Annotated in this window: 25 protein-coding genes and 1 riboswitch; of the genes, 12 read left to right on the top strand and 13 right to left on the bottom strand. The window is 62.7% G+C overall.

What is annotated here, in order from left to right; all coding sequences use genetic code 11:
• Nucleotide 1: 1 nt before the first annotated feature.
• The 5 genes from ACI5KX_RS04550 to ACI5KX_RS04530 form a co-directional block, all read right to left on the bottom strand.
• The gene (locus tag ACI5KX_RS04550) at nt 2–601 is read right to left on the bottom strand and encodes a GNAT family N-acetyltransferase (protein WP_406809485.1); all 600 of its coding nucleotides are present in this window, start codon (nt 599–601) and stop codon (nt 2–4) included.
• Between the two features lie 37 nt (nt 602–638).
• Nucleotides 639–1,001: an HPF/RaiA family ribosome-associated protein gene (locus ACI5KX_RS04545; RefSeq protein WP_406809484.1), complete on the bottom strand. Its 363-nt coding sequence runs from the start codon at nt 999–1,001 to the stop codon at nt 639–641.
• A gap of 82 nt (nt 1,002–1,083) precedes the next feature.
• Nucleotides 1,084–2,646 (bottom strand): metallophosphoesterase, encoded by a 1,563-nt coding sequence (locus ACI5KX_RS04540; protein ID WP_406809483.1) that lies wholly within the window; start codon nt 2,644–2,646, stop codon nt 1,084–1,086.
• 91 nt (nt 2,647–2,737) lie between these two features.
• Nucleotides 2,738–2,962: a hypothetical protein gene (locus tag ACI5KX_RS04535; protein ID WP_406809482.1), complete on the bottom strand. Its 225-nt coding sequence runs from the start codon at nt 2,960–2,962 to the stop codon at nt 2,738–2,740.
• A gap of 88 nt (nt 2,963–3,050) precedes the next feature.
• Complete coding sequence (locus ACI5KX_RS04530) at nt 3,051–3,263, bottom strand: cold-shock protein (protein ID WP_406809481.1); 213 nt, start codon at nt 3,261–3,263, stop codon at nt 3,051–3,053.
• A 412-nt stretch (nt 3,264–3,675) separates the two neighbouring features.
• On the opposite strand from ACI5KX_RS04530, the gene ACI5KX_RS04525 reads away from it, so the two are divergent.
• Nucleotides 3,676–3,918: a hypothetical protein gene (locus tag ACI5KX_RS04525; protein ID WP_406809480.1), complete on the top strand. Its 243-nt coding sequence runs from the start codon at nt 3,676–3,678 to the stop codon at nt 3,916–3,918.
• 124 nt (nt 3,919–4,042) lie between these two features.
• Here ACI5KX_RS04525 and ACI5KX_RS04520 read toward each other — a convergent pair whose 3' ends face one another.
• Together ACI5KX_RS04520 and ACI5KX_RS04515 are read right to left on the bottom strand one after the other, a co-directional pair.
• Nucleotides 4,043–4,243 (bottom strand): hypothetical protein, encoded by a 201-nt coding sequence (locus ACI5KX_RS04520; RefSeq protein ID WP_406809479.1) that lies wholly within the window; start codon nt 4,241–4,243, stop codon nt 4,043–4,045.
• Nucleotides 4,244–4,622: 379 nt separating this feature from the next.
• Entirely contained in the window at nt 4,623–5,222 is a 600-nt protein-coding gene (locus tag ACI5KX_RS04515; protein WP_406809478.1) for a hypothetical protein, read from the bottom strand.
• Nucleotides 5,223–5,296: 74 nt separating this feature from the next.
• On the opposite strand from ACI5KX_RS04515, the gene ACI5KX_RS04510 reads away from it, so the two are divergent.
• Nucleotides 5,297–5,752: a YaiI/YqxD family protein gene (locus tag ACI5KX_RS04510; RefSeq protein WP_406809477.1), complete on the top strand. Its 456-nt coding sequence runs from the start codon at nt 5,297–5,299 to the stop codon at nt 5,750–5,752.
• A gap of 242 nt (nt 5,753–5,994) precedes the next feature.
• The gene (locus ACI5KX_RS04505) at nt 5,995–7,617 is read left to right on the top strand and encodes an AIPR family protein (RefSeq protein ID WP_406809476.1); all 1,623 of its coding nucleotides are present in this window, start codon (nt 5,995–5,997) and stop codon (nt 7,615–7,617) included.
• Here ACI5KX_RS04505 and thiC read toward each other — a convergent pair.
• The gene (gene thiC, locus ACI5KX_RS04500) at nt 7,614–9,509 is read right to left on the bottom strand and encodes a phosphomethylpyrimidine synthase ThiC (protein ID WP_406809475.1); all 1,896 of its coding nucleotides are present in this window, start codon (nt 9,507–9,509) and stop codon (nt 7,614–7,616) included. The two genes, ACI5KX_RS04505 and thiC, sit on opposite strands and share 4 nt — an antisense overlap.
• Nucleotides 9,510–9,541: 32 nt before the next feature.
• Nucleotides 9,542–9,652: riboswitch (TPP riboswitch) on the bottom strand.
• A gap of 62 nt (nt 9,653–9,714) precedes the next feature.
• Between thiC and ACI5KX_RS04495 the strand changes: the two genes are divergently transcribed.
• Both ACI5KX_RS04495 and ACI5KX_RS04490 read left to right on the top strand, forming a co-directional pair.
• Complete coding sequence (locus ACI5KX_RS04495; protein WP_406809474.1) at nt 9,715–10,833, top strand: NAD(P)H-dependent flavin oxidoreductase; 1,119 nt, start codon at nt 9,715–9,717, stop codon at nt 10,831–10,833.
• Nucleotides 10,830–11,462: an SOS response-associated peptidase family protein gene (locus ACI5KX_RS04490; RefSeq protein WP_406809473.1), complete on the top strand. Its 633-nt coding sequence runs from the start codon at nt 10,830–10,832 to the stop codon at nt 11,460–11,462. The genes ACI5KX_RS04495 and ACI5KX_RS04490 overlap by 4 nt, the downstream gene beginning before the upstream one ends.
• Nucleotides 11,463–11,465: 3 nt before the next feature.
• Here the strand turns inward: ACI5KX_RS04490 and ACI5KX_RS04485 are convergent, their stop codons facing one another.
• Nucleotides 11,466–12,413 (bottom strand): MBL fold metallo-hydrolase, encoded by a 948-nt coding sequence (locus tag ACI5KX_RS04485; RefSeq protein ID WP_406809472.1) that lies wholly within the window; start codon nt 12,411–12,413, stop codon nt 11,466–11,468.
• Entirely contained in the window at nt 12,410–13,693 is a 1,284-nt protein-coding gene (locus ACI5KX_RS04480) for an amidohydrolase family protein (RefSeq protein WP_406809471.1), read from the bottom strand. The genes ACI5KX_RS04485 and ACI5KX_RS04480 overlap by 4 nt, the downstream gene beginning before the upstream one ends.
• Before the next feature lie 162 nt (nt 13,694–13,855).
• On the opposite strand from ACI5KX_RS04480, the gene ACI5KX_RS04475 reads away from it, so the two are divergent.
• On the top strand, nt 13,856–15,934 hold the full coding sequence (locus ACI5KX_RS04475; RefSeq protein WP_406809470.1) for a S9 family peptidase: 2,079 nt from the start codon (nt 13,856–13,858) through the stop codon (nt 15,932–15,934).
• 3 nt (nt 15,935–15,937) lie between these two features.
• On the opposite strand, the gene ACI5KX_RS04470 is transcribed toward ACI5KX_RS04475, so the two are convergent.
• From ACI5KX_RS04470 to ACI5KX_RS04460, 3 genes are all read right to left on the bottom strand, one after another.
• Entirely contained in the window at nt 15,938–16,642 is a 705-nt protein-coding gene (locus ACI5KX_RS04470; RefSeq protein ID WP_406809469.1) for a hypothetical protein, read from the bottom strand.
• Between the two features lie 52 nt (nt 16,643–16,694).
• Complete coding sequence (locus ACI5KX_RS04465; protein ID WP_406809468.1) at nt 16,695–17,576, bottom strand: MipA/OmpV family protein; 882 nt, start codon at nt 17,574–17,576, stop codon at nt 16,695–16,697.
• Nucleotides 17,577–17,666: 90 nt separating this feature from the next.
• Nucleotides 17,667–18,260, bottom strand: coding sequence for a DUF2585 family protein (locus ACI5KX_RS04460; RefSeq protein WP_406809467.1), 594 nt, complete (start codon nt 18,258–18,260; stop codon nt 17,667–17,669).
• Nucleotides 18,261–18,383: 123 nt separating this feature from the next.
• On the opposite strand from ACI5KX_RS04460, the gene crtY reads away from it, so the two are divergent.
• The 6 genes from crtY to ACI5KX_RS04430 all read left to right on the top strand — a co-directional run bounded on the left by crtY (nt 18,384) and on the right by ACI5KX_RS04430 (nt 25,232).
• The gene (gene crtY / locus ACI5KX_RS04455) at nt 18,384–19,616 is read left to right on the top strand and encodes a lycopene beta-cyclase CrtY (RefSeq protein WP_406809466.1); all 1,233 of its coding nucleotides are present in this window, start codon (nt 18,384–18,386) and stop codon (nt 19,614–19,616) included.
• Nucleotides 19,613–21,190, top strand: coding sequence for a phytoene desaturase (locus tag ACI5KX_RS04450; RefSeq protein WP_406809465.1), 1,578 nt, complete (start codon nt 19,613–19,615; stop codon nt 21,188–21,190). The genes crtY and ACI5KX_RS04450 overlap by 4 nt, the downstream gene beginning before the upstream one ends.
• Nucleotides 21,187–21,768, top strand: coding sequence for a TIGR00730 family Rossman fold protein (locus ACI5KX_RS04445; protein ID WP_406809464.1), 582 nt, complete (start codon nt 21,187–21,189; stop codon nt 21,766–21,768). The genes ACI5KX_RS04450 and ACI5KX_RS04445 overlap by 4 nt, the downstream gene beginning before the upstream one ends.
• 11 nt (nt 21,769–21,779) lie before the next feature.
• Nucleotides 21,780–22,745 (top strand): phytoene/squalene synthase family protein, encoded by a 966-nt coding sequence (locus ACI5KX_RS04440; RefSeq protein ID WP_406809463.1) that lies wholly within the window; start codon nt 21,780–21,782, stop codon nt 22,743–22,745.
• A gap of 118 nt (nt 22,746–22,863) precedes the next feature.
• The gene (locus ACI5KX_RS04435; protein ID WP_406809462.1) at nt 22,864–23,358 is read left to right on the top strand and encodes a hypothetical protein; all 495 of its coding nucleotides are present in this window, start codon (nt 22,864–22,866) and stop codon (nt 23,356–23,358) included.
• On the top strand, nt 23,355–25,232 hold the full coding sequence (locus ACI5KX_RS04430; protein ID WP_406809461.1) for an acetyl/propionyl/methylcrotonyl-CoA carboxylase subunit alpha: 1,878 nt from the start codon (nt 23,355–23,357) through the stop codon (nt 25,230–25,232). Before ACI5KX_RS04435 ends, ACI5KX_RS04430 begins: the two co-directional genes overlap by 4 nt.
• The last annotated feature ends 86 nt before the right edge of the window (nt 25,233–25,318 follow it).

The raw sequence follows: 25,318 nt of genomic DNA, 5'->3' as shown, positions 1-25,318 counted from the left end.
TCTATCGCCGCGCGGGGCGGTACATCGGCGTCATCACGGGCGCGTTGCCGCTGCGGATTTCGCCCATAACTTCAAAACCGTGCCGCTCGTAGAGCGAGATGTTGCGCGGGTTCGAGCTTTCGAGATAGGCGGGCAGCCCGTCCTCATCGATCCGCGCGCAGCCATGCTTCATCAGCGCGCCACCCAATCCTTGTCCGAGATATTGCGGATCGGCACCGATGATCGGCAGGTACCAATGCTCTTCCTTCGGATGATAATGCTCCATCTGCCCGAATATGCCTGCCATGTCTTCTAGTCGATCATTAGATACACCCTCCGACAGAAGACCCATCATCGTCTCTCCGTCGGGCTCGACACCGGGGGGAAGCCAAAGCGCCGCGGCCTCGCCATCGTTCGCGAGCCAGGCGGTCCCGTGATCAAAGGCCCGGCCCCCGAAGGCGGTCATGAAATCACCGATCACCTCGAGAAATCGGGTCGCAGTTGGCGCGGCGAAGCGGGTGATCGGATCGGTTGCGAAAGCGAGCACGATGGTCGCCATGATCCGCTCGCGATCCTCAGGGCCGGCAGTGGTGATGGCGGATGGCTGGTCGCTGCTATGCATATCTCTCTCCCGAGGAGTCGCGCGACCGCCAACCAGCCTACATCACTTTGTCGGGACGCGCATCGTGCTTGTGCTTCGACTCCTTGCCGAACAGTCGATCCAGCCGCTGGACCAGCGTGTTCGCCGCCTTGCGCGCAGCATCGTCGACCTTGTCGGCCTTGCCGGTAACTCCGATCGGCTTGCCTCCGCGCGGTCGCGCCTCGATCTTGCAATGCTTGTCGTCCGCCCCGTGCTTCGAGCCGTTGACGTCCGAGACATGGACTTCGACCCGGGTGAGACGCTCCTCGAAGCGTTCGAGCTTTTCGCGCACCATGCCCTCGATCCGCTCGGCCACATTTTCAGTGCCCATCACCGAACTGTCGGAGTTGAACTGGAACTGCATTGGGGGTCCTCCTCTCATTCTTCTCTCGGGCAAGTGTATCGCCCTAACCCAAGATAGGGAACGCTGCTTAACGTTTGGAGGGGATGAACGGGCAAAACCGTCAGCCGGCCCCGGGCGGCTTCCACTGCGCCGACCACACCCGAACTCCGTCCTCGCCGGGCTTGCGGATCTCGTAAAAGGTTTCGATCACGCTACCGTCACCTTGGAAGGCCACCAGGGCGTACCCGTTGTAAACTCGCGGATTACCCGCATCGAAAGCATCGTCATGGGTGTGCGAGTAGTAAAGCGTCTTGGTCTGCTCCGCGATCCCCCAGGCATTGCCGAATGGCACCGCGCCGTGGCCGCAGCAGCGCCCCAGTGTCTCTGGCCCGTCGACGACATCGGGATAGACGATGCCGTTGTGGACGTGCCCCCAATACCACAGCGTCGGTTGCCGCTTCAGCGCCGTCTCGACCTGCAGGAACAGCCGGTTGACCTTTCTCGTAATCGTGTCCCACGGATTGTGATGGGTCATCACCATGATCGGTCCGGGGTGCTGTTCGGCCAGCGCCCTGATCTGCGTCATCTGCTCCGTCTGCTTGGCGCTCCCGCGGTCGACCCCGATCGCGCCGTCCATGTACATCTTGTGGCCGTTCTGCTGGTCGGAGAAATAGGCCGAATCCAGGCCCAGCACGAGCCAAGACTGGTCTTTGTCTTTGCCGAACTTGTATTCGAGAGCGAAGTAGCTTGCGCCGTGCTGTTTGGGAAACAGGCCCGGCTTTTCGAGCGCAACCTTGAAATAACCATCCGCCGCGCCGTACATTTCGTGGTTGGAGTTGAGCGTGAAACTGCGATCCGCGCACCCCTTCGGCCACATGTCGACGAGGTTGTCCTGCTCCTCGTTCGCACTATCCGGGCCGAGCCGCGAGTGCCCGTCGGTTCCGGCGTAGTACGTATCGCCGAGGTGGACGAGGTAATCGAGCGAATGCCGCTCGAGGTCCGATTTCACCCTTTCGGCCGGGCTCGGAATATCCTTGTTCGGGCCTTCCTTGTACGCGCCCCCGCCCCAGTCGCCGACGATCCCAAGCACCACCTCGACTTTGCCCTGCTGCGAGCTCATCGGTTCGGCGGTGAGGTTGGCACCGACGAACGGGTGGATATCGTTATGCACCACGTTGAGCACGTAGTTGAGCGCGGCGATCATCCACTTGCGATCGAGCTGCTCATACTTCGCGAACCCGAATATCGTCCCGTCATTGCCGACCAGGCCGGGCGTGTCGGCCATCGACATCAGCCAGTCGTATTGCGCCTTCGACATCTTGAGGTGCTCGACCAGCTTGAGCGCCTCGGCGAGGATGTCGAGCGCGATCAGATAGACCGGATGCTCCTTCTTCCACTGATCGAACCACGGCGGCGGCGAGGCGATCCATTCGGACGCCCAATACAGCTCGAGCCCGGTCTCCTCGCCCACATCGAGTTGGTAGGGCGTGGTTTGCGGCGGGAGCGCCATGCAGCGCGTGATTTCCTGCACCAGTTTGGAGTGATGGTCGCCGATAAAGGCGGCCAATGCGGCAAGACCTTTTGCCGCTCCGAGGTGGACCTCGTTCGTCAGGTTTCCGGTTATGTAATTGTCGCGAAACGCCCGAGTATTGTCGTGCAGCTCTTTTTGCGTTTGATCAGCCATTACCACTCTCCCCCCAATTGAAGCGGAGTGGATAGCACGATTTAATTGTCAATGCGCGCGACTTTTGGTCCGCTTCGCATTGTCTGATGTTTTATTGGTCGGCGGCCTGGGCCTGCGCCTCGGCTTCGCGCCGGGCGGCGCGTTCGGCTTCGGCCTTTTCGCGCTGGATCACGGTCCTGCGCGCCTGCTGGGCGAGGCCGCGCCAGGTCTTTTCCGCCCGCAATTCGCGTTCGCGCACATTTTCGAGCTCGGCCTTTTCGGCGGCAGCGGCGGCGGCTTCGGCGCGTTCGGTGTAGAATTCGTAGGATTGGGACATCGGATGCGTTTCCTCGGATCGGCGGGAAGGGAGGATCGGGTGTGAGGGGGAGCCGCACCGAAGCGCCGCCCCCCCTCTATCCGCAGGATCAGTCCGCAGCCGAAAGGTTGACGGCGCTTTCCTTGCCGTTGCGTCCGGTTTCGACTTCGTAGTTGAGGCGCTGCTCCTTATCGAGCGAGTGCATGCCGGCGGCCTGCACGGCGCTGATGTGGACGAAGCTGTCGGCCGAGCCGTCGTCGGGCTGGATGAAGCCATAGCCCTTGTCGATGTTGAAGAATTTTACGGTGCCAGTCTTGGACATGGAGTGTTCCTTTCAAGAACGTGTATTGCCGCGCGGCAGCATGCCGTGCGGTCGTGCGTCAAATCGTTCAGGGAAAGGAAGTCGTCGTCCGGTTTACGCCGGGGCCCGATGGCTTTCCAATAATTGACTGGAAACGGGCAGACGGCGGTCGTCAAATTTCGAAGTCCGTCGCAAATTCCGACGTCAGCCAGAGCGCAGTAACACAGAAGTTTGCGAATAACGAGACAATTCGCCGAGCGGACGAATTCGGCGCGCAAACGGACGCGGGATTCGGGCGACGCGAGCGCCTGCAATCGCACCGCACTGGCAATCGCTGCTGCCCCGCCCCATATCCGCTCCATCGTAAGCACCGAAAAGTAAGCTCTTGCGGCTGGGAGACACCGTGCTTCCGCTTACGCCGCAAGGAGGTCTTATGGCCAACGACACTTTTCTCCCCCGCTGCCATCCGCACATGCTTGGCGAGGAGGGGCAGATCGATCTCGCCCGGTGCGAAGCGCTGGCTGCGGACATGAAGGAGCTGCGCGAACTCGGCATCGTCCTGACCCTCGTCGGGAACTACACCGTCGGAGCCTATCGCTACACCAATCTCGGCGATGCGCTGGCGCAGGCGCGCTCGCACCGCCCGGGTGCCGCAAAAAAAGCCCCCGCAGACTAGCTGCAGGGGCAAAAGGCGGACGCGATCGAGTGGATTCGCTCGAGCGCCTCGGGTCGCCTGGTGTGCAGATCGTGCCTGCAATTCATGGAAGAATGTCGTGGTGCCGCCGCGGCGGGCGGCCGCGCTATCCGCTCAGGAAATCGCCGAGCCGCTCGCGATGGAGCCACGCGTTCGAGGACAGGCCGGAGTCCTTCCGGAACGCCGCGATCCGCTTTTCATAATAGCCGACGAGGTCGAAATAGGTCTTCCGGTCGTCGTTCGAGGCCGAATGGTTCGCGTTCATCTTCGCGACCTGGTGATTGTAGAGCAGCTGGTTGAGATCCATGACGGCGTCCTTCCGGTGCGCGTTCGCACGCCGGGATACGGCGCGGATACGCGAAGGCTAAGAGGCGTAATGGAAGGAGGTGGCGCGCGGTTGGGAGCGCGGCAGACCGTCGATCGCGACTGGTAGCTGGCCGCAGTGTACCACCGATGCGAGGGATCGCCTAACGCTGAATCGGCAAGGCCGCGCCCGCCCAAGAGCGCGCCTCCCCGCAGGCTCCGGGCATCCGGGACGATCCCGGTCGCTGTCGCGGCATCGCAAAGCTGACGAAGTTGACACCGTGTCACCCGGCATTTCCGGCCTGAAACCCGCACAATCCTGCGGTTTCCAGCGCCAAAAGCGAAGTTGACACTTTGCAAAACCGTTTTTTCCGCTGCCCCCTTCAAACGCCCTCTCCGGGCGCGCAATCGCACGCCTCGTCCGATCCGCATTCGGGACAGCGATCCTCCATCTCCTCCCCGGCATAGAGCGCCTCGTATTCGAGCCGCACCTGTTCGTCCCACGTCTCCGGCCCCTCTTCGATCCGCGCGAGGAGGCCGCGAAAATCGTCGGGATCATAGGCCGAGGCGCGGTGGCTGGGCGGCACGCGGGGTCCGCGAAAACTGTCGCGCATGGCGAGCAGCGCGACGGTGAGCCGCTCGTCGAAGCGGCGCGAGGTGTGGACCAGCTCGCCCTTGTGGAAGTGCGGGACCTCGACCCCGTGGAGCGCGCGCTCCATCGCCGCCTCGGCGAGCGCATCGAAGCGGCAGCGCAAGGCGGCGGTCCAGGCAAGATCGAACGGCTCGCCCTTGAGCCGGGCGCGCAGCGCATAGGCGGATTGCCGTGACATCCCCGCCTGCCGCGCGGCGGCGGCGACGGAATGGGAGGAAGCGAGCGCGCGGAGAAACGCGGTCTGCCGCGCGGGAGTCCAGCCGTCATGGCGCTGGGTCGTGGTGAGGGCGGTGGGGGTCGCGGGGGCGATGTCGGAGGGGCTGTGGGTCATCCGACAGGATAAGGCAGATTTTGGCGGAGTAGGAAAGGTTTTGCGCTCCCGCCGATTGCGCTAGCGAGAGGGGCATGACCGCACCCATGATCCTCATCGACGCCGATGCCTGCCCGGTCAAAGAAGAAATCTATCGCGTGGCCGATCGGTACAAGGCGCACGTCCGCGTGGTCAGCAACAGCCCCTTCCGCGTGCCGGTGAGCGAACGGGTGAAACGCGTGGTGGTGGATGACGGCTTCGACGCGGCGGACGACTGGATTGCGGAGAATGCGGACGCAAGCAGCGTAGTGATCACCGCCGACATCCTGCTGGCCGAACGCTGCCTGAAGGCAGGCGCGCGCGTGCTGAAACACGACGGACGCGAGTTCGACGCCGCCAGCATCGGCAGCGCCATCGCCACCCGCGCAATCATGGAAGACTTGCGCGCCGGGATGGACGGCGCGGGCGGAGGTCCGCCGCCGTTCAGCAAGACGGACCGGTCGAACTTCCTGCAGGCGCTGGACCGGGTGATGGTGGGGATGAGGCGCTAGCCAATTCAATTCGATTTCGATATTAATTGCATGAAGATAGATGAGATCTAAGGACGATCCGAACAGAAAATCCGCACTTGGCGAGGCATTTATTTGTGACGTTGGACACTAATTCCCAAACTTTGACAGCGCGCCGAGTTGGCCAACGTCTGCATCAGATCTTTGACGGAGTCCTCAGTGTAGATGAATCAATTTGCAAAGATGATGCCGAGCAAGAGCGTCGGTTTCTCACTCAATCCTACATGGCTCTCGCAGTCTTAGGGCTCGCGACGACAACCAAGGAAGGGGCTGCTGCTTCGATCACTGACGGGTTCGACGACGATGGTATCGATTGCATCTACGCCGATAAACAGATGCGCAGACTCTACCTCGGTCAGAGCAAATGGTTCTCGAATACGAAGAAGGGTGTTCAGCTAGGAGACTTTACGCGCTTTCGAGACGGCGTCGCTCGACTGATCGACCTGAAATTTGATGATCAGAACGCTGATTTGCACGGCCATCGGGAGGCAGTCAAAGATGCGTTGGACGACATTAATTGTGAAATTCACTTGGTGTTCGCGCACAATAGCGAGCAACCTCTCTCTGACGAGATCTGTACATACCGAGATGAATTTCTTGCAGAATGCAACAAATTTGAATCGATAATGCACTTCAATGAAGTCAACCTTGCGCAGGCGGGCGAAACTGCGAGATCTCAGGTTCGCCCAGAAAACATCGACGTAGAAGCGTTGCTTCGCAATTGGGGGCGCCGGAAAAATCCTTTCAAGGCAGTTTATGGTTCAATGTCTGCGGCGGACGTCGTCGATTGGTATGAAGAAAATGGCAAGCGGCTGTTCGCGGAAAATCTTCGTTATGCAATCGAGCGTTCGGACGTGAATGAAGGTATCTCGCGTACGGCTAAATTCACACCAGAGAACTTCTGGTATTATAACAACGGCATCACCGCAATTTGTGACGATTTCGAAAAAAACCGGATTGGCGGAAACGACACCGATAGCGGATTGTTCACGATCAAAAAGATTAGCATTATCAATGGCGCGCAAACCGTCAGTTCTCTGTTCAAAGCGAAAGCGGCAGGGGCAGACCTGTCGCAAATCACTATCCAAATGCGCGTGATCTCGCTGGCTGGCACTCCTGAGGGATTCTCCATCGATGTCACGACCGCCAACAACACTCAAAACGATCTAAATCCGGTCGATTTTGTGGCCGCAGATGACAACCAGGATCGTATTCGGCGGGAGGCGGCAAGCTTTGGCGTGGTTTACACATTCCGACGTGGCGATGATGAACCGATAGACGCCGATGGATTCGGCATTAGAGATGCTACGGTGGCTGCTGCGTGCGCGTCTGGCGATCTCAAGCTAGCGGTGAGCGCGAAACGCTATATTTCGGGCCTATGGGAGAACACCGCTAAAGAACCATACACTCGTCTTTTCAACAACCACACCTCAGCATGGTGGCTGTGGAATGCTGTGAGAGTGTCTCGAGCCGTAGATGGTGCATTGACCGAATTGGCAGAGATTTCGGATGGGCGAGAGCACTTGGTTGCCGTCCATTCAAACAGGTTCGTTCTTTACCTCACCTTTAAGAACATCGATTTCCAGTTGAAAACTGACGCGGCGCAGCCAAACGAGGACATCGCAAAGGCAGTAGCATTGGCTCAGAGTATTCTCGGAGCAGTTACGAAGATTGTCGCTGATGGATACCCGGATGCATATCCCGGAAACGTATTCAAGAATACTGAGCGCCAAAGCGAAATTGAAGCACTCTTCAACCAAGCAAATGCTGAATCAGCGCCAAGCGAGGCTCCAGCGGCCGATCTCATTGCAATGATGACCGCAAGCGCAAAGGCTAGCGACGATTAGTCCTCACTTTCCGGCAAATACAACCGCTCGCCTTTCTCTTTGTAGACCCGGCTCATCTCTTCCATTCCGGCCTCGTTCTCGGCGCGCTCTTCGGGCGTGTTTTCGCCTTTCAGCTGTTCGCTGGCGAGGAAGCTGTCGGGATCGTTGTTCTGCTTCGCCGCAAACTCGCGCACCTCCTGGCTGATCTTCATCGAGCAGAATTTCGGCCCGCACATCGAGCAGAAATGCGCCGTCTTTGCGCCTTCCGCCGGCAGGGTCTGGTCGTGATATTGCTCGGCGGTGTCGGGGTCGAGTGAGAGGTTGAACTGGTCCCGCCAGCGGAATTCGAAGCGGGCTTTTGACAGCGCGTCGTCGCGGACCTTGGCCGCCGGGTGACCCTTGGCGAGGTCAGCGGCGTGGGCGGCGAGCTTGTAGGTCACCACTCCCACCTTCACGTCGTCGCGGTCGGGCAGGCCAAGGTGTTCCTTGGGCGTGACGTAACACAGCATCGCGGTGCCGTACCAGCCGATCTGTGCAGCACCAATGCCGGACGTGATATGGTCGTATCCCGGCGCGATGTCGGTGACGAGCGGTCCCAATGTGTAGAACGGCGCCTCGCCGCACGCTTCGAGCTGCTTTTCCATATTCTCCTTGATCTTGTGCATGGGCACGTGGCCCGGCCCTTCGATCATCACCTGCACGTCGTGCTCCCATGCCTTCTTGGTGAGCTCGCCCAAGGTGTAGAGTTCGGCGAACTGCGCCTCGTCGTTCGCGTCCGCGATGGAGCCGGGGCGCAGGCCATCGCCGAGCGAATAGGCGATGTCATAGGCCTTCATGATCTCGGTGATCTCGTCGAACTTCTCGTAGAGGAAGCTCTCCTTGTGATGCGCGAGGCACCATTTCGCCATGATCGATCCACCGCGGCTGACGATCCCGGTGACGCGCTTGGCGGCAAGCGGGACATAGGGCAGGCGCACGCCTGCGTGGATGGTGAAATAGTCGACGCCCTGTTCGGCCTGTTCGATCAGCGTGTCGCGGAAGATTTCCCACGTCAGTTCCTCGGCAATCCCGCCGACCTTCTCGAGCGCCTGGTAGATCGGCACGGTGCCGACCGGCACGGCGGAGTTGCGGATGATCCATTCGCGGGTGTCGTGGATGTTGCGCCCCGTTGAGAGGTCCATGATCGTGTCCGCACCCCAGCGGGTCGCCCAGACCATCTTGTCGACTTCCTGCGCGACGTCCGATGCGACAGCGCTATTGCCGATATTGGCGTTGATCTTGACGAGGAAATTGCGTCCGATCGCCATCGGTTCGCTTTCGGGGTGGTTGATGTTGGACGGGATGATCGCCCGCCCCCGCGCAACCTCAGAGCGGACGAATTCCGGCGTGATGACATCGGGGATTTCCGCGCCCCAGTCCTGCCCGTCGCGCACGAAATCCTTGGCGATCTCGCGCCCGAGGTTCTCGCGCTCGGCGACATATTCCATCTCGGGCGTGATGATGCCCTGCCGCGCATAGTGCATCTGGCTGACATTGGCGCCTGCCTTGGCACGCAGCGGGCGCTTCACCACGTTGGGAAACTGCGGGACCCCGCCGCTGCGGTCCGGGCCGAGCTGGCCATTGTCCTCGGGCTTGACCTCGCGGCCATCATATTCCTCGACATCGCCGCGCGACCGGATCCAGTCGCTTCGCAGGCCCGGAAGCCCGGCGTTGATGTCGATATTCGCTTCGGGATCGGTATAGGGGCCGGAGGTGTCGTAGACCCGCACGCTCGGTTCGCCGCCTTCGAGGTCGATCTCGCGCATCGCGACGCGCACGCCGCTGCCGGTGCGCGCGCCGACATAGACCTTGCGGCTGCCGCGAATGGGGCCGGTGGTGACGCCTATTTCGACGGGTGAATTGATGTCGGCCATGTGCTCTCTCCTCAAAGCGGAGTGCGGGCCGATCCGTGAAAACCGCCCACTCCCTCCGCCGATGCTAATCGGTTCAGGTTCGACGGGTCGTGTGGAGCATACCCACACCTCTCAGCCAGCTGCTGGCTCCCCGGGGATGGAATGGGGTGTAGAACTGTGGCACGCGTCCGTAAAGCCATTGGCGTTGGCCCAAGGGAGAGAATCTATGCCGTTCCGCATGACCGAGATGGTGGGATGCGAGTTCCCGCTGTTTGCTTTCTCGCACTGCCGCGACGTTGTCGCCGCCGCGAGCCGCGCGGGCGGGTTCGGCGTGCTGGGCGCAGTGAGCTACACGCCCGAGCAGCTTGAGCATGAACTGGCGTGGATCGACGACCATGTCGAGGGCAAGCCCTATGGCGTCGACGTGCTCATCCCGGAGGTGCAGGCGGTCGATCATTCGGTCAGCGCCGACGCCATCGTTGCGCAAATCCCGAGCGAGTATCGCGAATTCACCATGGCGCTGCTGCGCGAATGCGGGATCGCCGAAGAAGCGGGCGCCCCGCGCGGCGGCTCGCAGGCGCCCAACACTTCGCTCGGGCAGGAACTGCTTGAAGTCAGTTTCAATCACCCGGTGCGCCTGATCGCCAACGCGCTCGGCACGGCGCCGCCCGCGATGATCGAAGCGGGCAAGAAACACGGGATACCGGTTGCGGCGCTGGTCGGCGCAAAGGAACACGCGATGAAGCAGGTCGAGGCCGGGGTCGACATCATCGTCGCGCAGGGCGGCGAAGGCGGCGGGCATTGCGGCGACGTCGCGACGATCGTGCTGGTGCCCGAAGTGATCCGCGCGATCGAAGAAGCGGGCGCGGATATTCCCGTGCTCGCGGCAGGCGGCATCATGACCGGCATGCAGATGGCAGGCATGATGGCGATGGGCGCAGCGGGTGCATGGTGCGGCAGCGTCTGGCTCGCTTCGCCCGAGGCCGAAACCACCGAGGTTTTCCGCGACAAGATGATCGCAGCCGGATCGCGCGACACCGTCCGGTCCAAATACCGCACCGGCAAATATTCGCGCCAGTTGAAGAGCGAATGGCACGAGCGCTGGGAAGCGGCGGGCCTACCGGCCCTGCCCATGCCGTTGATGAGCCTGCTCGCCGAGCCGGTGCTGCGCGCGCTCGACCAGGCAGCGGTGGCGGGAAATACCAGAGCGCAGGCGCTGTCGAGCTACTGGGTCGGGCAGGGTCTCGGATTGGTGAAGGACTCGCGCGGGGTCGGCACTATCGTGCAGGACTTCAAGACGGACTTCGCCAAAGGCTTCGAGACGCTCGCCGCCAATCTGGATTGACCACTCTCTATCGCCTCGACTGCACTGCCGCCGAGATCGCGCAACGGTTTGGGGCACGGGTGGGAGACGATCCGTGGACGGGCGGCTATGTTGCGCCGCTCGGCTTCGCGCCGGTGGTGACGGCGGGGCGCGAGTTTATCGCGGGCCCTCGACCTGCCGGTGGACGGCTCGAACCGCGCATCACCCCGCGCCTGTGGGGTGTGCTGCCTCCGCCCTCCGCGCACGATCCGACCCGCCGGATCACCTCGGTGCGCAACACCGATAGCCCGTTCTGGATCGGAAACTTGCGCAACAGCGAATTCCGCTGCCTCGTCCCCGCGACTGCGGTCATGCTGTGGGGCAGCGGCACCGACTACGAAGGACGCCGGTTGAAGCACTGGTTCGCCGCTCCCGGCCAGCGCATCTTCGCAATGGCGGGCGTGTGGAAGGACGAGGATGTCCCCGCATTCGCGGTGCTTGCCCTCGACGCGAGGGGCGCAGCCAAAGAGGCCGGGTGCAAATCGATGCCGCTGATCCTCCCCGACAGCGAAGACACGCGGCAGGCGTGGCTCCACGGCGGATGGGACAAGGCGCGCGATGTGATCGGCAGGGCCGCGTTCGACCTCGATCCGCTGCCATCTCCGGGCTGAAGTCTAGTCGCTCTCGGCGAGGCAGAACCGCATTCCACGCCGCGCAATCCCGAACCCTCGCATTCCGACCTCGTGGCTCTCAAGGCTGTCGGGGTCCCGGATCGGATTGGTGTGGTTGTAGTGCATGAAGTGAACCTTGCCGCGCTCCCCGGCAGGCAAGTCTTGCAAGCGGTCCATCGTCGCCTTGACGCGCGGGTGCGGGACTTCGCTCATGTCGCGGCCCGGCAGCTCGTTACCGTCCCAGAAGGTCGCGTCGAGGAAGGCGTAATCGACCCCGCCGACCAGTTCCTCGAGCGTGCTTCCGCTCGCCGCTTCGAATGCGTCCCAGCTGTCGAGATCGGGGATGTAAAGCGCGCGCCGGTCGGGCGTCATGATGAGGAAGCCGACCGTTTCGGAGTATTCGTCGCGGTGCGGGACGATGATCGGGAGCACGCCGAAATCGTCGTTGACGACGGTGAATTCGCCATCCGCCATTTCGGTTAAGGCGATGTTCCCGAGGGTGACCAGCTGCTCCCACGGGCCGTTGCCGCGCAGGAATTCGGCCATGCGCGACATCGCGAAGACCGGCACTTCGTTCGCACCCGCCGCCTCGCGCCCGAACCATGCGAGGCCCATGTAATGCCCGATATGCGCGTGAGTGAGGAACACGCCGTCCAGACCGAGCCGCTCCTCGCTTCCTTGCTTGGGCGGTTCGATACTATCGAGCGCGGTGAGCTGCTCGGTGATCGCCGGGCTGGCATCGAACAGGAAGCGCTGGCCATTGGCCCGGTCGATCACGCCGAGCGAAGACGGGAGGAGGTAAGGCCCCTCGTCGCCGGCGCGCCCGATCTGCGGTGCGCCTGCGTCCTGCCCCGCGCCGAGCACGACAAGCTCGCGCGGGCAGGTTTCGGTCGCCGATAGCGGGGCGGCAAGGCCAAGCAGCGCCGCCCCGAGCACAAGAGAAGGCCTCACTCGATCACCCGGCCGCGCACCATCACGAAGTCGACGTCTTCGAGCACCGTCACGTCGTCGAGCGGATTGCCATCGACCGCGATGATGTCGGCCGAGTATCCCGGCGCGATCCGGCCGATCTCGTTTTGCATGCCGAGCACTTCGGCGGCAATGGTCGTGGCGCTGGCGAGCGCCTCGCGATTGGTGAACCCCTGCTCGACCATCAGCGCGAATTCCTCGGCGTTGCGCCCGTGCGGGAACACGCCGGCATCGGTGCCGAACGCGATCTTGACGCCGTATTCGCGCCCGCGCTCCACCAGCGAGGCCATGTAGGGCGACACTTCGCGGATCTTGGCTTCGACCACGGGCGTGTAGGTGCCGGTGCCGATGTTTTCCGAAACGCCCTTGAGCGCCATGAGCGTGGGGACGAGCACCGTGCCCTTCTCGCGCATGACCCTGGCGGCCTGCTCGTCGAGATAGGTGCCGTGTTCGATCGTCTGGACGCCCGCCCGCGCGGCGGCCTCGATCCCGCGCGCGCCATGGGCGTGGGCCGCGACCTTGAGGCCGAGAATGCGCGCGGTGTCGACGATCGCCTTCATCTCCTCGGGCGTGAAATGCGCTTCGAGCCCGCGCCCTTGCTGCGACAGCACGCCGCCGGTCGCGGTGATCTTGATCAGGTCCGCGCCGTATTTCGACGCGGTGCGGACCATTTCGGCGCATTCGACCGCGCCGGTACAGGCGAAGCTTGTCGCCAACGCGTCGTTGACCTCGCGGCGAAAGCCGTTGACGTCGCCGTGGCCGCCGACGATCGCAATCGTGCGCCCGCTGGTGACGATACGCGGACCGGGAACCACGCCGGTGGCCGTCGCCCGGCGCAGGCTTTGCGTGACCTGATCGCTGCGCGACCCGAGATCGCGGATCGTGGTAAACCCGGCCAACGCGGTGACCCGCGCGTTCTTGGCCGCGACCAGCGTATACCATTCGGGCGGGTTGACCGCAGCACGCCAGAACTCGCCGCCGGGATCGCCGGAAATGTGGGTGTGGAGGTCGACCAGGCCGGGGACCAGCGTCTTGCCTTCGAGGTGGATCATGGTCGCCCCTTCGGGGGTCGCGCTCCAGCCTTCCTCGATGCTGACGATCCTTCCGTCCGTGACGGTCACGGTCGCGCGGCCCGTAGGTTCCGCGTCGGCATCGGTAATCACGCTGTCGGCGTGGATAATGACCGTATCGGCTGCCGCGGGAGCGGCGAACAGCGCGAGCGCGGCCGCGACGGGCGCACTCATTCGTTTCAGCAATTTCATCGTGGCACTCTCCTTCGCCGCGCTTGATGCCGCTCGCGAACCGGCTTGGCAAGCGCGGTGCACCTGTCCGAGAGCGGACCTTCATTTTTCATGCAGTTGCGATTCAGACTGCGGTTGTTATGCAGTGCCGCAACTTTCAACCAAGCAGGGACAACAAACCCAATGAACCGCACGGTCGCAAAATCCGCCATCTTCACTGCAACACTGCTCGCCGGAGCCTCGCTCGCCGCGACGGCGCAGGCGCGCCCGATGACGCCCGAAGACGTCGCCAAACTCGAAAGCGTAGGCGCGATGGCGGTCTCGCCCGACGGCACCCGCATCGCGTTCACCACCGCGAGCCTGCCCGACGTGACCGAAGGCGAGGATAATGGCGGCTTCAAGTCGCAACTGAAGATCGCCACCGCTCCGGATGCGGCGCGCGCGTTCCTGCCTGCAGACATCAGCCCCGGCGACATCGCCTTTTCGCCCGATGGCACGATGGTTACCTTCACCTGGAGCAAGGATGACGAGGACGCCGCGGTCTGGGGCGTTCCGGTCGACGGCGGCACCTATACCAAGCTTGCTGCGGTCGAGGATGCGGGCGTGCGCGATTACCGCTTCAGCCCCGATGGCGGCACGATCTACATGCTGGTCGGCGCGGCCGAAGACAAGCAGCGCACCAAACAGGCCAAGGCCGGCTTCAACGCGAAGGTCTATGAAGAGGAATTCCGCCCGGCGCGCATGTTCGCCGCGACCGTCGGTGCGGAAGTGGACGAAAGCCCGCGCGAAATTCCGCTGCCGGGCTTCGTCAGCGCCTTCGATATCGCGCCCGACGGATCGTTCGGGATTGTCGAGACCGCTCCCACCCCGCTGGTGGACGACAGCTACACCAGCAAGCGGGTCAACATCATCGACCTTGCGACCGGCAATGTCCGCGCCGTGGTCGAAACCCCGGGCAAGATCGGCGATGTCGAGATTTCTCCGGATGGCACATTGCTGTCGCTGATCGCGGGCATCGACAAGAACGATCCGGCGGCGACGACGCTGCACATGGTCGAAACCTCGAACGGCAAGATCAACACGCTCAATCCGGCTGCCGAAAAGGCGGTCGTCGATACCGAATGGCTCGATGACGGGCGGCTTGCGGTGATCGAGGACTTCGGCGTGCAAAGCGTCCTGCGCATCTACGACGCCGGTGGAAACCAGCTCGAAGAGATCGATCCGAACGGGCTGATCCTGACCGGTCTCGAAGCCGATGGCGGCAAGCTGGTGGTTCGCGCGGACAGCCCGACCCACCCGAGCGAGCTGTTCGTCCTCAACGGCACCACGTTCGAGCGCTGGACCACTCACAACCCGTGGCTCAGCGAGATCACCTTCGCACCGCAGCGCGCCTACACCTACACCGCGCGCGACGGGCAAAAGATCGAAGGCGTTCTGATCGAGCCGATGGGCGAGAAAAAGCGCAATGGCGCGCCGACCATCATGAACGTTCACGGCGGCCCGGAAGCGCATGAAAGCAATGGCTGGCAGACCGCCTATTCGAAGCCGGGCCAGGTCGCCGCGGCAAAGGGCTATGCGGTGTTCCTGCCCAACTATCGCGGCTCCACCGGCTACGGCGTCGCCTTTGCGAAGCAGCACCAGGGCAACTACACCGACCCCGAATTCACCGATATCGTCGATGCCAAGCGGGCGCTCGTCGCCGATGGCATCACCGATCCCGACCGCACCGGCATCACCGGCGGTTCGTATGGTGGCTATGCCTCGGCATGGGGCGCGACCTACCATTCGGAAGAATACGCCGCTTCGGTGATGTTCGTCGGAATTTCGGACCAGACCAGCAAGTTCGGCACGACCGACATTCCATACGAGATGTACAACGTCCACAGCCGCGCATGGCCGTGGGACAACTGGCAGAAGATGCTCGAGGTCTCGCCGATCTATCACACCGACAAGGCGAACACGCCGATCCTGATCATGCACGGCGAGGACGACACCCGCGTCGATCCGAGCCAGTCGATGGAGCTGTACCGCTTCCTCAAGGTGCGCAAGCCGGACCTGCCGGTGCGGCTCGTGTTCTATCCCGGCGAAGGCCACGGCAACCGCCTCGCGGCGAGCCGCTATGACTACAACCTGCGCATGATGGAGTGGTTCGACACCTATCTGATGACCGGTGATCGCGCCGCGCCGATGCCGGCGCCGCGCCCGCAGCTCGCCGAAGGCGCCAAGGGTGCCACGATGGACGAGGATGACGGCGAGGATTGATGCCTATTGGGGCGTTAGGGTGAAGCGAGCGTTCAAAAGATACCATTCGCTCCGTGCTTCGAACCCCGAGTCCGAAAGCACGATCAACCAGAGCTCGCCATTGGCATTACTCGATACGATGGGGGCGTCGCTTGCGGCGCCCTCGATCGTCTTGGCAGCGAATACGCCCGAGCTGCACGTGCCTGCTCCCGGTACGGCCAGATCGCCGATCACGACCGCCTCGCTTCCGCTCTGGGACTGGTTGGCCTTGTCGACGCTAAGCTGCTGCTGAGCATCAACGCCGGGCTGGCTCGCGCTTGCACCGGCCTTTACAAAAACACTTTCGCCCGGTGCACCGCCCGCTCCGATGCAACCGGGCGGGACGTTCGATGCAAGCTCAAGCCTAGTCTCGATACGATAAAGGCGGTTTGCTTCGAGATTTATGATCCGCCGCCAAGTGAACATGGCAAGATCGTCCGTGACGTTTGTGCCGGCAAGTTTAAGGCCTGTCCGTGTGGACAGATCCGGTGGCACGGTTTCGACGCCCGTCTCGAAATTCACCCGAGCGCGATCGCCGAATTCCGCGATGCCGCTGGTCCACTCCGAACCCACCGCCGCAAAGTCGAATTCGAGCGTAACGATCGCAGGGGGAGCGGGACTTGGCGTAGGCTGCCCGATCGGTGGCGAAGTGCCGTCGCTGCCGCATGCCGCCAGCGACAGGAAAGCCATGAAAGGCCCAATCGAACGCAACCCGTTGACCAAGACTAGACCTTTCCCCTGATCAGAATGTGTAGCCGATGCCCAAGCCGCCAATGAACTGGTCGGCGCTGCCCCTGACCGAGGTGTAGGGCGTGTCGGCCGCGTCGCCAACCAGCCTTGAATAGCCGCCGACGAAGAAGACGTTCAACCCGCCATTGAGCACGTCGCCGTCGAGGTCGACTGTCCCGATCGCGGTGACACCGATACTGTTCAACCCACCCTCTGCGGTGAATTCGGCGAGGCCCGTGTCGGCACTCTGCTGCGGATCGACGGTGTAATAATAGTCGGCAAACTTGTCGTCGACGAAGCTGGCAGTGGCGATCAACTGCACCGCAGCGCCGCGCGAGAGCGGGCTGAAATAGCCAACGCTTGGCTCGACCAGCATGCCCTCATGCGCGCCGAGAACGTCCCAGCGCACCGCAGTGCCCAATGTCACCGCGTCGAAGCGGTGGAGCACACCGGGGATCCGCACCCCGCCCTGCACCCCGACCTCAAGCGCGCTGTCGAGCTCTCCTGCAAGCTCGACGACATCGTCGTTTACCGCATCGTCGCGGCTGCCCCGGAACCGGACCGTGGGGCCGAACGATAAGCTCGTCTTGCCCTGGTCCTGGCCCGGCGGGTTCGACAGGACATCGAAATTGAGGCCGGGACCGTTGGGCGTAATGCCGACACCGCCGATGCGGCCGACGATCAGCGGCAGCGGAAAGGCGCGGTAATCGTCCGAGCCCGAATAGCTCGGGGTAAGGCCGATGCCGACACCGAAGGTGAGCCACGTCTCGTCGAACACCGAATCCGACATATCGAAGCCGGCCGGCGGGCCGCCCTCGGGCCTTTGCGCGGCAACTTCGGCTTCGTCGCTGTCGGTTTCCTGTGCGGCCGCCTGTGAACCGCACGTTGCCGCCACGGCAGCAAGTGCAAAGGGTATTGATTTTATTGGGGTCATGTCCGTCCTAGCTCCACCCTTTCAACCCATGGGCAGAGCGGCGGTTCCCCGTCAGGAGTGCCCTGCCGCCTGCCACTCGGCGATACTGTCGAGCGGATACAATAGCATGACCACATTGAGCGTCAGGTTATCGCGCACCACGATCGCGGTGACGATCTCGGCAATGATGGCGAGTACGATGGTCGCTTTCACCGGCAGGCGCAGCGCGAGATAGAAGCCGAGGCTCATCCAGCCGAGATCGGCGAAGGAATTGAGCACGCTGTCGCCCGAATAACCCCAGTTGACCGTGACCGAGCGATAGCGGTCGATCACGAAAGGCGTGTTCTCGGCGATTTCCCATGCCGCTTCGATGAACACCGCCAGCGCAATGCCCCATTTGACCGTGCCCTCTCCGCCCAGCTTCCACTTCGCGAACAGCAGCCAGCCGAACCAATAAAAGATCATCCCGTGGATGACGTGGCTCGGCGTATACCAGTCCGCGATATGCTGGCTGTTGCCCGAGGAATTGATGTCGCCGTGCCAGAACTTCACATAGCCGCACTCGCAGATCGGCGGGCGGTCCATCGCGAGCAGGATCGCGACAGTCGCCAGCGCGATGACGATGGAAGTGATGATCGCGCGGCGGTCCGGAACGAGGATTCCCATGGACTTAGGTGATGAATCAGCCCGGTTCGCCGCGCAAGGAGGGCAAAGCACGGGTCTGGGGATAGCGTACTGCAGCCGTGCGCCATTGCGGGCGCGCACGCCCTGCCCTAGTGCCGTTGGCGAATGAGCGATTCACAACAAGAAACGGTGCACGACGTCGCGATCGTCGGAGGCGGACTTGCCGGCGGGTTAATCGCGCTCGCGCTCCACCGCGCTCGCCCCGAATTCCGCATGGTTCTCATCGAAGGCGGCACAACGCTTGGCGGGAACCACCGCTGGAGCTGGTTCGACAGCGATTTGTCGGACGAAGGCAAGGCTCTGCTCGAACCAATCCGCCAGACCGAGTGGAACAAGGGCTACGAGGTCGAATTCCCCAAGTACCGGCGCAAGCTCGGCACCGGATACCGGTCGATGTCGAGCCATGATTTCCACGAAGCGCTGGTCCGCATGCTCCCCAAAGACATGCTGATGCTCGGGCGCAGGGCGACCGCGATCGATGCGCGCGGGGTGGATCTGCAGGACGGCAATCGCATCAATGCGCGCACCGTGATCGATTGCCGCACTTTCCAGCCGAGCGAGCATCTGTGCGGGGGGTGGCAGGTGTTCCTCGGGCGGCAGATGCGCTTGCCAGAAGCTCACGGGCTTGAACACCCGATGATCATGGACGGCAATGTCGAGCAGGTTGCACCGCACGGCAATGGCGGGGCCTTCCGTTTCGTCTACGTTCTCCCGCTCGGCTCGCATGACGTCTTTATCGAAGATACATATTACGCCGACGATCCGCTGCTGGACCGCAATGCGTTGTCGGGCCGGATCGATCAGTATGCCCGCGATCAGGGTTGGGGCGATGGCACGCCTGTCGGTCACGAAAGCGGCGTCTTGCCAGTGCTGACAGGCGGAAACTTCAAGGCATATCAGGATGAGGTCCGCATTCCCGGCGTCGCTATCGCGGGCACACGGGGCGGCTTCACGCACCCGCTCACCAGCTACACCATGTGCCTGGCGGTGGAAAATGCGCTTGCGATTGCCGCCGACGCTGACCTGCCCGGTCCGCAGCTCGCCGCGATGATGGAAAGCCGCGCGCGCCAGCATTGGCGCAGGACCGGTTTTTATCGCCTCCTCAACCGCTTTCTGTTCTTTGCGGCGGAACCGCACAAGCGCGCGAAGGTTCTGGAGAGGTTCTATGGATTGCGCGAAAGGCTGATCGAGCGCTTCTACCAAGGCCGTTCGACGTGGCTTGAACGGGCTCGCGTCCTCTGGGGCGATCCGCCCGTATCTATCCCGCGCGCAATGGCCGCGATGTTCAAACGGGGCAAACCCCTCAAGACTTCAAGTCAACCGGAGAAAACGGCATGAACGCCGACGCAACGCTCGATTTCAACCCGCCCGCGAGCGGCGGGAAAGGCATCAATCCGGCCATCGCGGAGAAATACGAAGGCAAGAGCGCCTGCGTGATCGGGGCGGGCTTCGGGGGGATGGCGCTCGCGATCCGGCTGCAATCGGCGGGCATCAGGACTACCGTGGTCGAGGCGCGCGACAAGCCGGGCGGGCGCGCCTATTTCTGGGAAAAGGACGGCTTCACCTTCGACGCCGGCCCGACCGTCATCACCGATCCGCCGTGCCTCAAGGAATTGTGGGAACTGACCGGCCACGACATCGCCGAGGATGTCGAATTGATGCCGGTCCACCCGTTCTACCGGCTCAACTGGCCCGACGGCACCAATTTCGATTATTCGAATGTCGAGGACGAGCTCAACGCCGAGATTGCCAAGCTCAACCCCGATGACGTGATCGGCTACCAGCGCTTCCTCGAATATTCCGAAGGCGTCTACGAAGAAGGCTATCTCAAGCTCGGCCACAAGCCGTTCCTCGATTTCAAGAGCATGCTCAAGGCCGCGCCCGCGCTGATCAAGAAGCAGGCGTGGCGCAGCGTCTACGACATGGTGTCGAAATACATCGAGAGCGAGAAGCTGCGCGAGGCGTTCAGCTTCCACACGCTGCTGGTCGGCGGCAGCCCGATGAAGACCTCTTCGATCTACGCGTTGATCCACAAGCTCGAAAAGGACGGCGGCGTGTGGTGGGCGCGCGGCGGGACCAACCGGCTGATCGCCGGGATGGTGCGCCATTTCGAGCGTTTGGGCGGCACGATGCGCGTCGGCGATCCGGTGAAACAAGTCCACACGATGGGCACCCGTGCGACCGAGGTCGAGACGAAATCGGGCTGGAAGGAACGCTTCGATGCGGTCGCTTCCAATGCCGACATCATGCATTCCTATAAGGATCTTCTGGGCCAGTCCGAGCGCGGGAAGAAATATGCGAAATCGCTCGCCCGCAAGAGCTACTCGCCCTCGCTGTTCGTGGTGCATTTCGGGCTCGAAGGCACCTGGCCGGGCATCCCGCACCACATGATCCTGTTCGGCCCGCGCTATCACGGGCTGGTCGAGGATATCTACAAGAACGGCGTGCTGCCGCAGGACTTCTCGATCTACCTGCACCACCCGACCGTGACCGATCCGAGCATGGCTCCGGCGGGCAAGAGCACCTTCTATGCGCTGGTGCCTGTCGCGCACATGGGCAAGATGCCGATCGACTGGGATGTCGAGGGGCCGAAGCTCGAAACCGCGATCCTCGACGAGATCGGGCGGCGGCTGATCCCCGACATCCACGACCGGATCGTGACCAAGTTCCACTATGCGCCCAAGGATTTCCAGCACGACCTTTCCGCGCATATGGGCAGCGCCTTCAGCCTCGAACCGGTGCTGTGGCAGAGCGCCTACCTGCGCGGCCATAACCGCGACGACGTGATCGAGAATTTCTACCTCGTCGGCGCGGGCACGCATCCGGGCGCAGGCATCCCCGGCGTGGTCGGCAGCGCGAAGGCAACGGCGGGTATTGTGCTGGAGGATCTTGCGGCTAAGGCTAGCGCATGAAGAGATTGGCCGTGTATTGCGGGTCGGCTTCGCCGGAGGACCCGCGTTATCTTGAGCTTGCCACCGAAATCGGCCAAGGCCTTGCCGAGCGCGGTATCGGCGTCGTCTATGGCGGCGGCAGGCTCGGGCTCATGGGCGCGGTCGCGAAGGGCGCAAAGGATGCGGGCGGCGAAGTGATCGGCGTTATTCCGGACGCGCTGATCAAGTCCGAAGTCGCCAATCACGACTGCGACGAACTGATCGCGGTTTCGGGCATGCACGAGCGCAAGCAGAGATTCACCGATCTGTCCGACGGCTTCGTCACCCTGCCCGGCGGGGTCGGCACGATGGATGAGCTATGGGAAGCGATGAGCTGGGCGCAGCTCGGCTATCACTCGGACCCGGTCGGCCTGCTCAACGCATTCGGCTTCTTCGACGATCTTATCAGCTTCAACGCGAAGATGGCCGCGGTCGGCTTTGTCCGCCCCGCGCACCAGAACATCCTGATCAGCGCGACCGACCTGCCCGAACTGCTCGCCAAGATGGAAAGCTACACACCGCACACGCCGATCTTCAAGATGAAGGCCGAGGATCTGTAGGAACCGGCACGATGGGGATGGACGCAGCCCGCAGAGCCGCACTGGTCGAACACGCGCATCAGGCGATCAAGGTCGGCTCGCACAGCTTTTCCGCTGCCTCGCGCCTGTTCGATCCCCAGACCCGTGAGCGCGCGTGGCTGCTCTACGCCTGGTGCCGCCGCTGCGACGATATCGCCGACAACCAGGTGATGGGCGGCGAACTGGGCGACCAGTCGGACCTCGACAGCCGCCTCGACCATATCCGCAAGCTGACTGCCAAGGCCTTCGCGGGCGAACCGACCGGCGATCCGGCTTTCGACGCGCTCGGCGTGGTCGCTTCCGAATGCGGCCTCACACCTGCCATGGCCGAGGACGTGATCGCGGGCTTCGCGCTCGATGCCGAGGACTGGCGCCCGCGCACCGAGGCCGACATGATGCGATACTGCTTCCATGTCGCAGGAGCGGTCGGCGTGATGATGGCTGTGGTGATGGGCGTCGCTCCCGACGACCGCGACACGCTCGACCGCGCCAACGACCTCGGGCTAGCCTTCCAGCTTTCCAACATCGCGCGCGATATCGTCGAGGATGACGCCGCCGGGCGCTGTTACCTTCCCGCCGAATGGCTGGTCGAGGAAGACATCGAACCGGGCCAGCACACCAAGCCGCACCACCGCGAGGAACTCGCCGAAATGGCCGCGCGTCTGGTTGCTCTGGTCGAAAAGCACGAAGCCGCCGCGCGCGTCGGCGCGGCCCGCCTGCCGTTCCGCAGCCGCTGGGCGGTGCTGTCGGCGGCGCGCATATATGGCGCGATCGGGCGCAAGGTCCGCAAGCGCGGGACCGAGGCGTGGAACCACCGCGTCTACGTCCCGCGCTGGGAAAAGGCGCTGTATGGCGCGCGCGCCTTCCTCTCCGCGATCATCAACCGCGAAAAGCACCCTGACGGCCCGATCACGTGGGGCATTGCGGACTTCAAGCCCTTAACGTCACCCCGGACTTGATCCGGGGTCCAGCTTACTTCTTACTCTCACACCAACGAAGCGGGATCCCGGATCAAGTCCGGGATGACGGTTTTCTTTTGTCTCCCGTGGCCCTAATCCAGCCCGCATGAGAGGAATAATGACCTTAGCAGCAGCTTCCGTGATGCTGTCTGCCCCGCTGGCGGCTCGCTCGCCCACAGATGAGCAAATCGACGTCATCAACGCGGTTGATGATTTCTTCAATGCGCTCCGATCCGACGACAAGGCCGCGCTCGCGACTGAAATGATGCCCGAGGCGACGATCTTCATTCACAACCGTCTCGACCCAAGCAAACCTCGCATCGATGTCGTTCCCGTAGCCGATCACCTTGCGCGCTGGGCAAAGTCGAGCGCCGAAGTGAACGAATTGATGAGCTACGACACGATTCTGGTCGATGGCGACATGGCGCAGGTTTGGGGGCCATACGCGTTCTGGGCCGAAGGCGAGCTCAGCCATTGCGGCGTCAACTCGCTAAGCCTTGCCAAGGGCGAACGCGGTTGGAAGGTCGCCAACACGAGCTTCACCATGGAACCGCCAGAAACGTGTGGTGATATAGCCGCACGGCTCGCAACCGAGTGGGAGAGCTCGGAATGATCTCGAAACTTCTCATCGCCAATCGCGGCGAGATCGCCTGCCGCATCATCCGCACCGCGCGCAGCATGGGGATCGCGACGGTCGCGGTCTATTCGGATGCCGATGCCAAGGCGCTGCATGTGCGCCAGGCCGACGAGGCGGTGCATATCGGCCCCTCGCCTGCTGCCGAAAGCTATCTCGTGGGCGAGAAGATCATCGCGGCGGCGAAGGAGACGGGCGCGGAGGCGATCCATCCGGGCTACGGATTCCTTTCCGAGAATGCGGGTTTCGCGCAGGCCGTGATCGATGCGGGGCTGATCTGGGTCGGGCCGAAGCCTTCGAGCATCGAGGCGATGGGTCTGAAAGACGCCGCGAAAAAGCTGATGCGCGAGGCGGGCGTGCCGGTTACGCCGGGCTATGAGGGCGAGGACCAGTCGGTCGAGCGCCTGAAGCAGGAGGCCGACGCCATCGGCTATCCCGTGCTGATCAAGGCGGTCGCGGGCGGCGGCGGCAAGGGGATGCGCAAGGTCGATGCGGCGGCAGACTTCGAAGCCGCGCTCGAAAGCTGTCGGCGCGAGGCCAAGGCCAGCTTCTCCAATGACGAGGTGCTGCTGGAAAAGTGGATCACGTCGCCGCGCCATATCGAGGTGCAGGTCTTCGGCGACAGCCACGGCAATGTCGTCCACCTGTTCGAGCGCGACTGCTCGCTCCAGCGCCGCCACCAGAAGGTGATCGAGGAAGCCCCCGCCCCCGGCATGGACGAGGCAACCCGCGAAGAAATCTGCGCCGCCGCCGTGCGCGCTGCGAAGGCGGTCGATTATGAGGGCGCAGGCACGATCGAATTCATCGCCGACGCCAGCGAAGGCCTACGCGCCGACCGCATCTTCTTCATGGAGATGAACACGCGTCTGCAGGTCGAACACCCCGTGACCGAGGAAATCACCGGGGTCGATCTGGTCGAGTGGCAGCTACGGGTGGCGTCAGGTGAGCCGATTCCGCTGAAGCAAGAGGAGTTGAGCATCGATGGGTGGGCGATAGAGGCGCGGCTCTATGCCGAGGACCCGGCGAAGGGCTTTCTGCCCAGTACGGGGCGGTTGGAAGAACTTTTCCTTCCAGAAGACCTACGTGTTGAAAGCGGAGTGACTGAAGGCGGCGACGTTTCCCCATTCTATGACCCTATGATTGCCAAGCTCATCCTGCATGCTGAAGACCGCAACAAGGCGGTTGCAGGTTTGTCTTCTCTAATTCGGAAAGTCGCAGTCTGGCCGGTCAAAACGAACGCCGGGTTCTTATGGCAATTACTGGACGAGCGAGCAGTTCGCGAGGGTGAGTTCGATACCAGCTTTATTGGAGAACACGTCGAACGGCTGTCAAAGCCGCTTCCTCCAAGATCCGAACATCTAACCCAGATCGCGGAGTTACTCTCAGCGTCTCCGGGATCAGGGCCATGGTCTCGCGCCGCCGGATTCCGATTGAACGCATCGAACGAGACTGTCGTTCGACTGAGAGACAGCGATGGAGAGCTCTACGATGTCGCTATCGATGAGCCCGCAGATGCGGAGCCGGGCGATTATGCAAATGTCTTTGTCGATGCATTTCCGCGCCAGTTCACATTGGACAGGCCACGCGGCTCAGGCCACGCCTCCGCCGCCGATGGCGCGATCCTTGCGCCGATGCCGGGCAAGGTCATCGCGGTTGATGTCGCGGAGGGCGATGCGGTCACGGCAGGCCAGCGGCTGATGGTGCTCGAGGCGATGAAGATGGAACACGCGCTCACCGCTCCGTTTGATGGGACCGTCACCGAGCTTTCCGCCAGCGAAGGCGGGCAGGTGCAGGTCGAGGCGGTGCTTTGTATTGTCGAACCGGGCGTGGTGGAGCCACAGTCTGAGGGCTAATCTCACCTACTCCGCTCGCCCTGAGCTTGTCGAAGGGCTGTACTTTCTTTTGCTCTGCTGCACCAAAAGAAGGACAATCCTTCGAC

It is taken from the genome of Erythrobacter sp. GH1-10 (assembly GCF_045363165.1).
Classification (GTDB): Bacteria; Pseudomonadota; Alphaproteobacteria; order Sphingomonadales; family Sphingomonadaceae; genus Erythrobacter.
The sequence above is the reverse complement of the archived record's forward strand: the minus strand, read 5'-3'. Positions and strand labels throughout refer to the sequence as shown.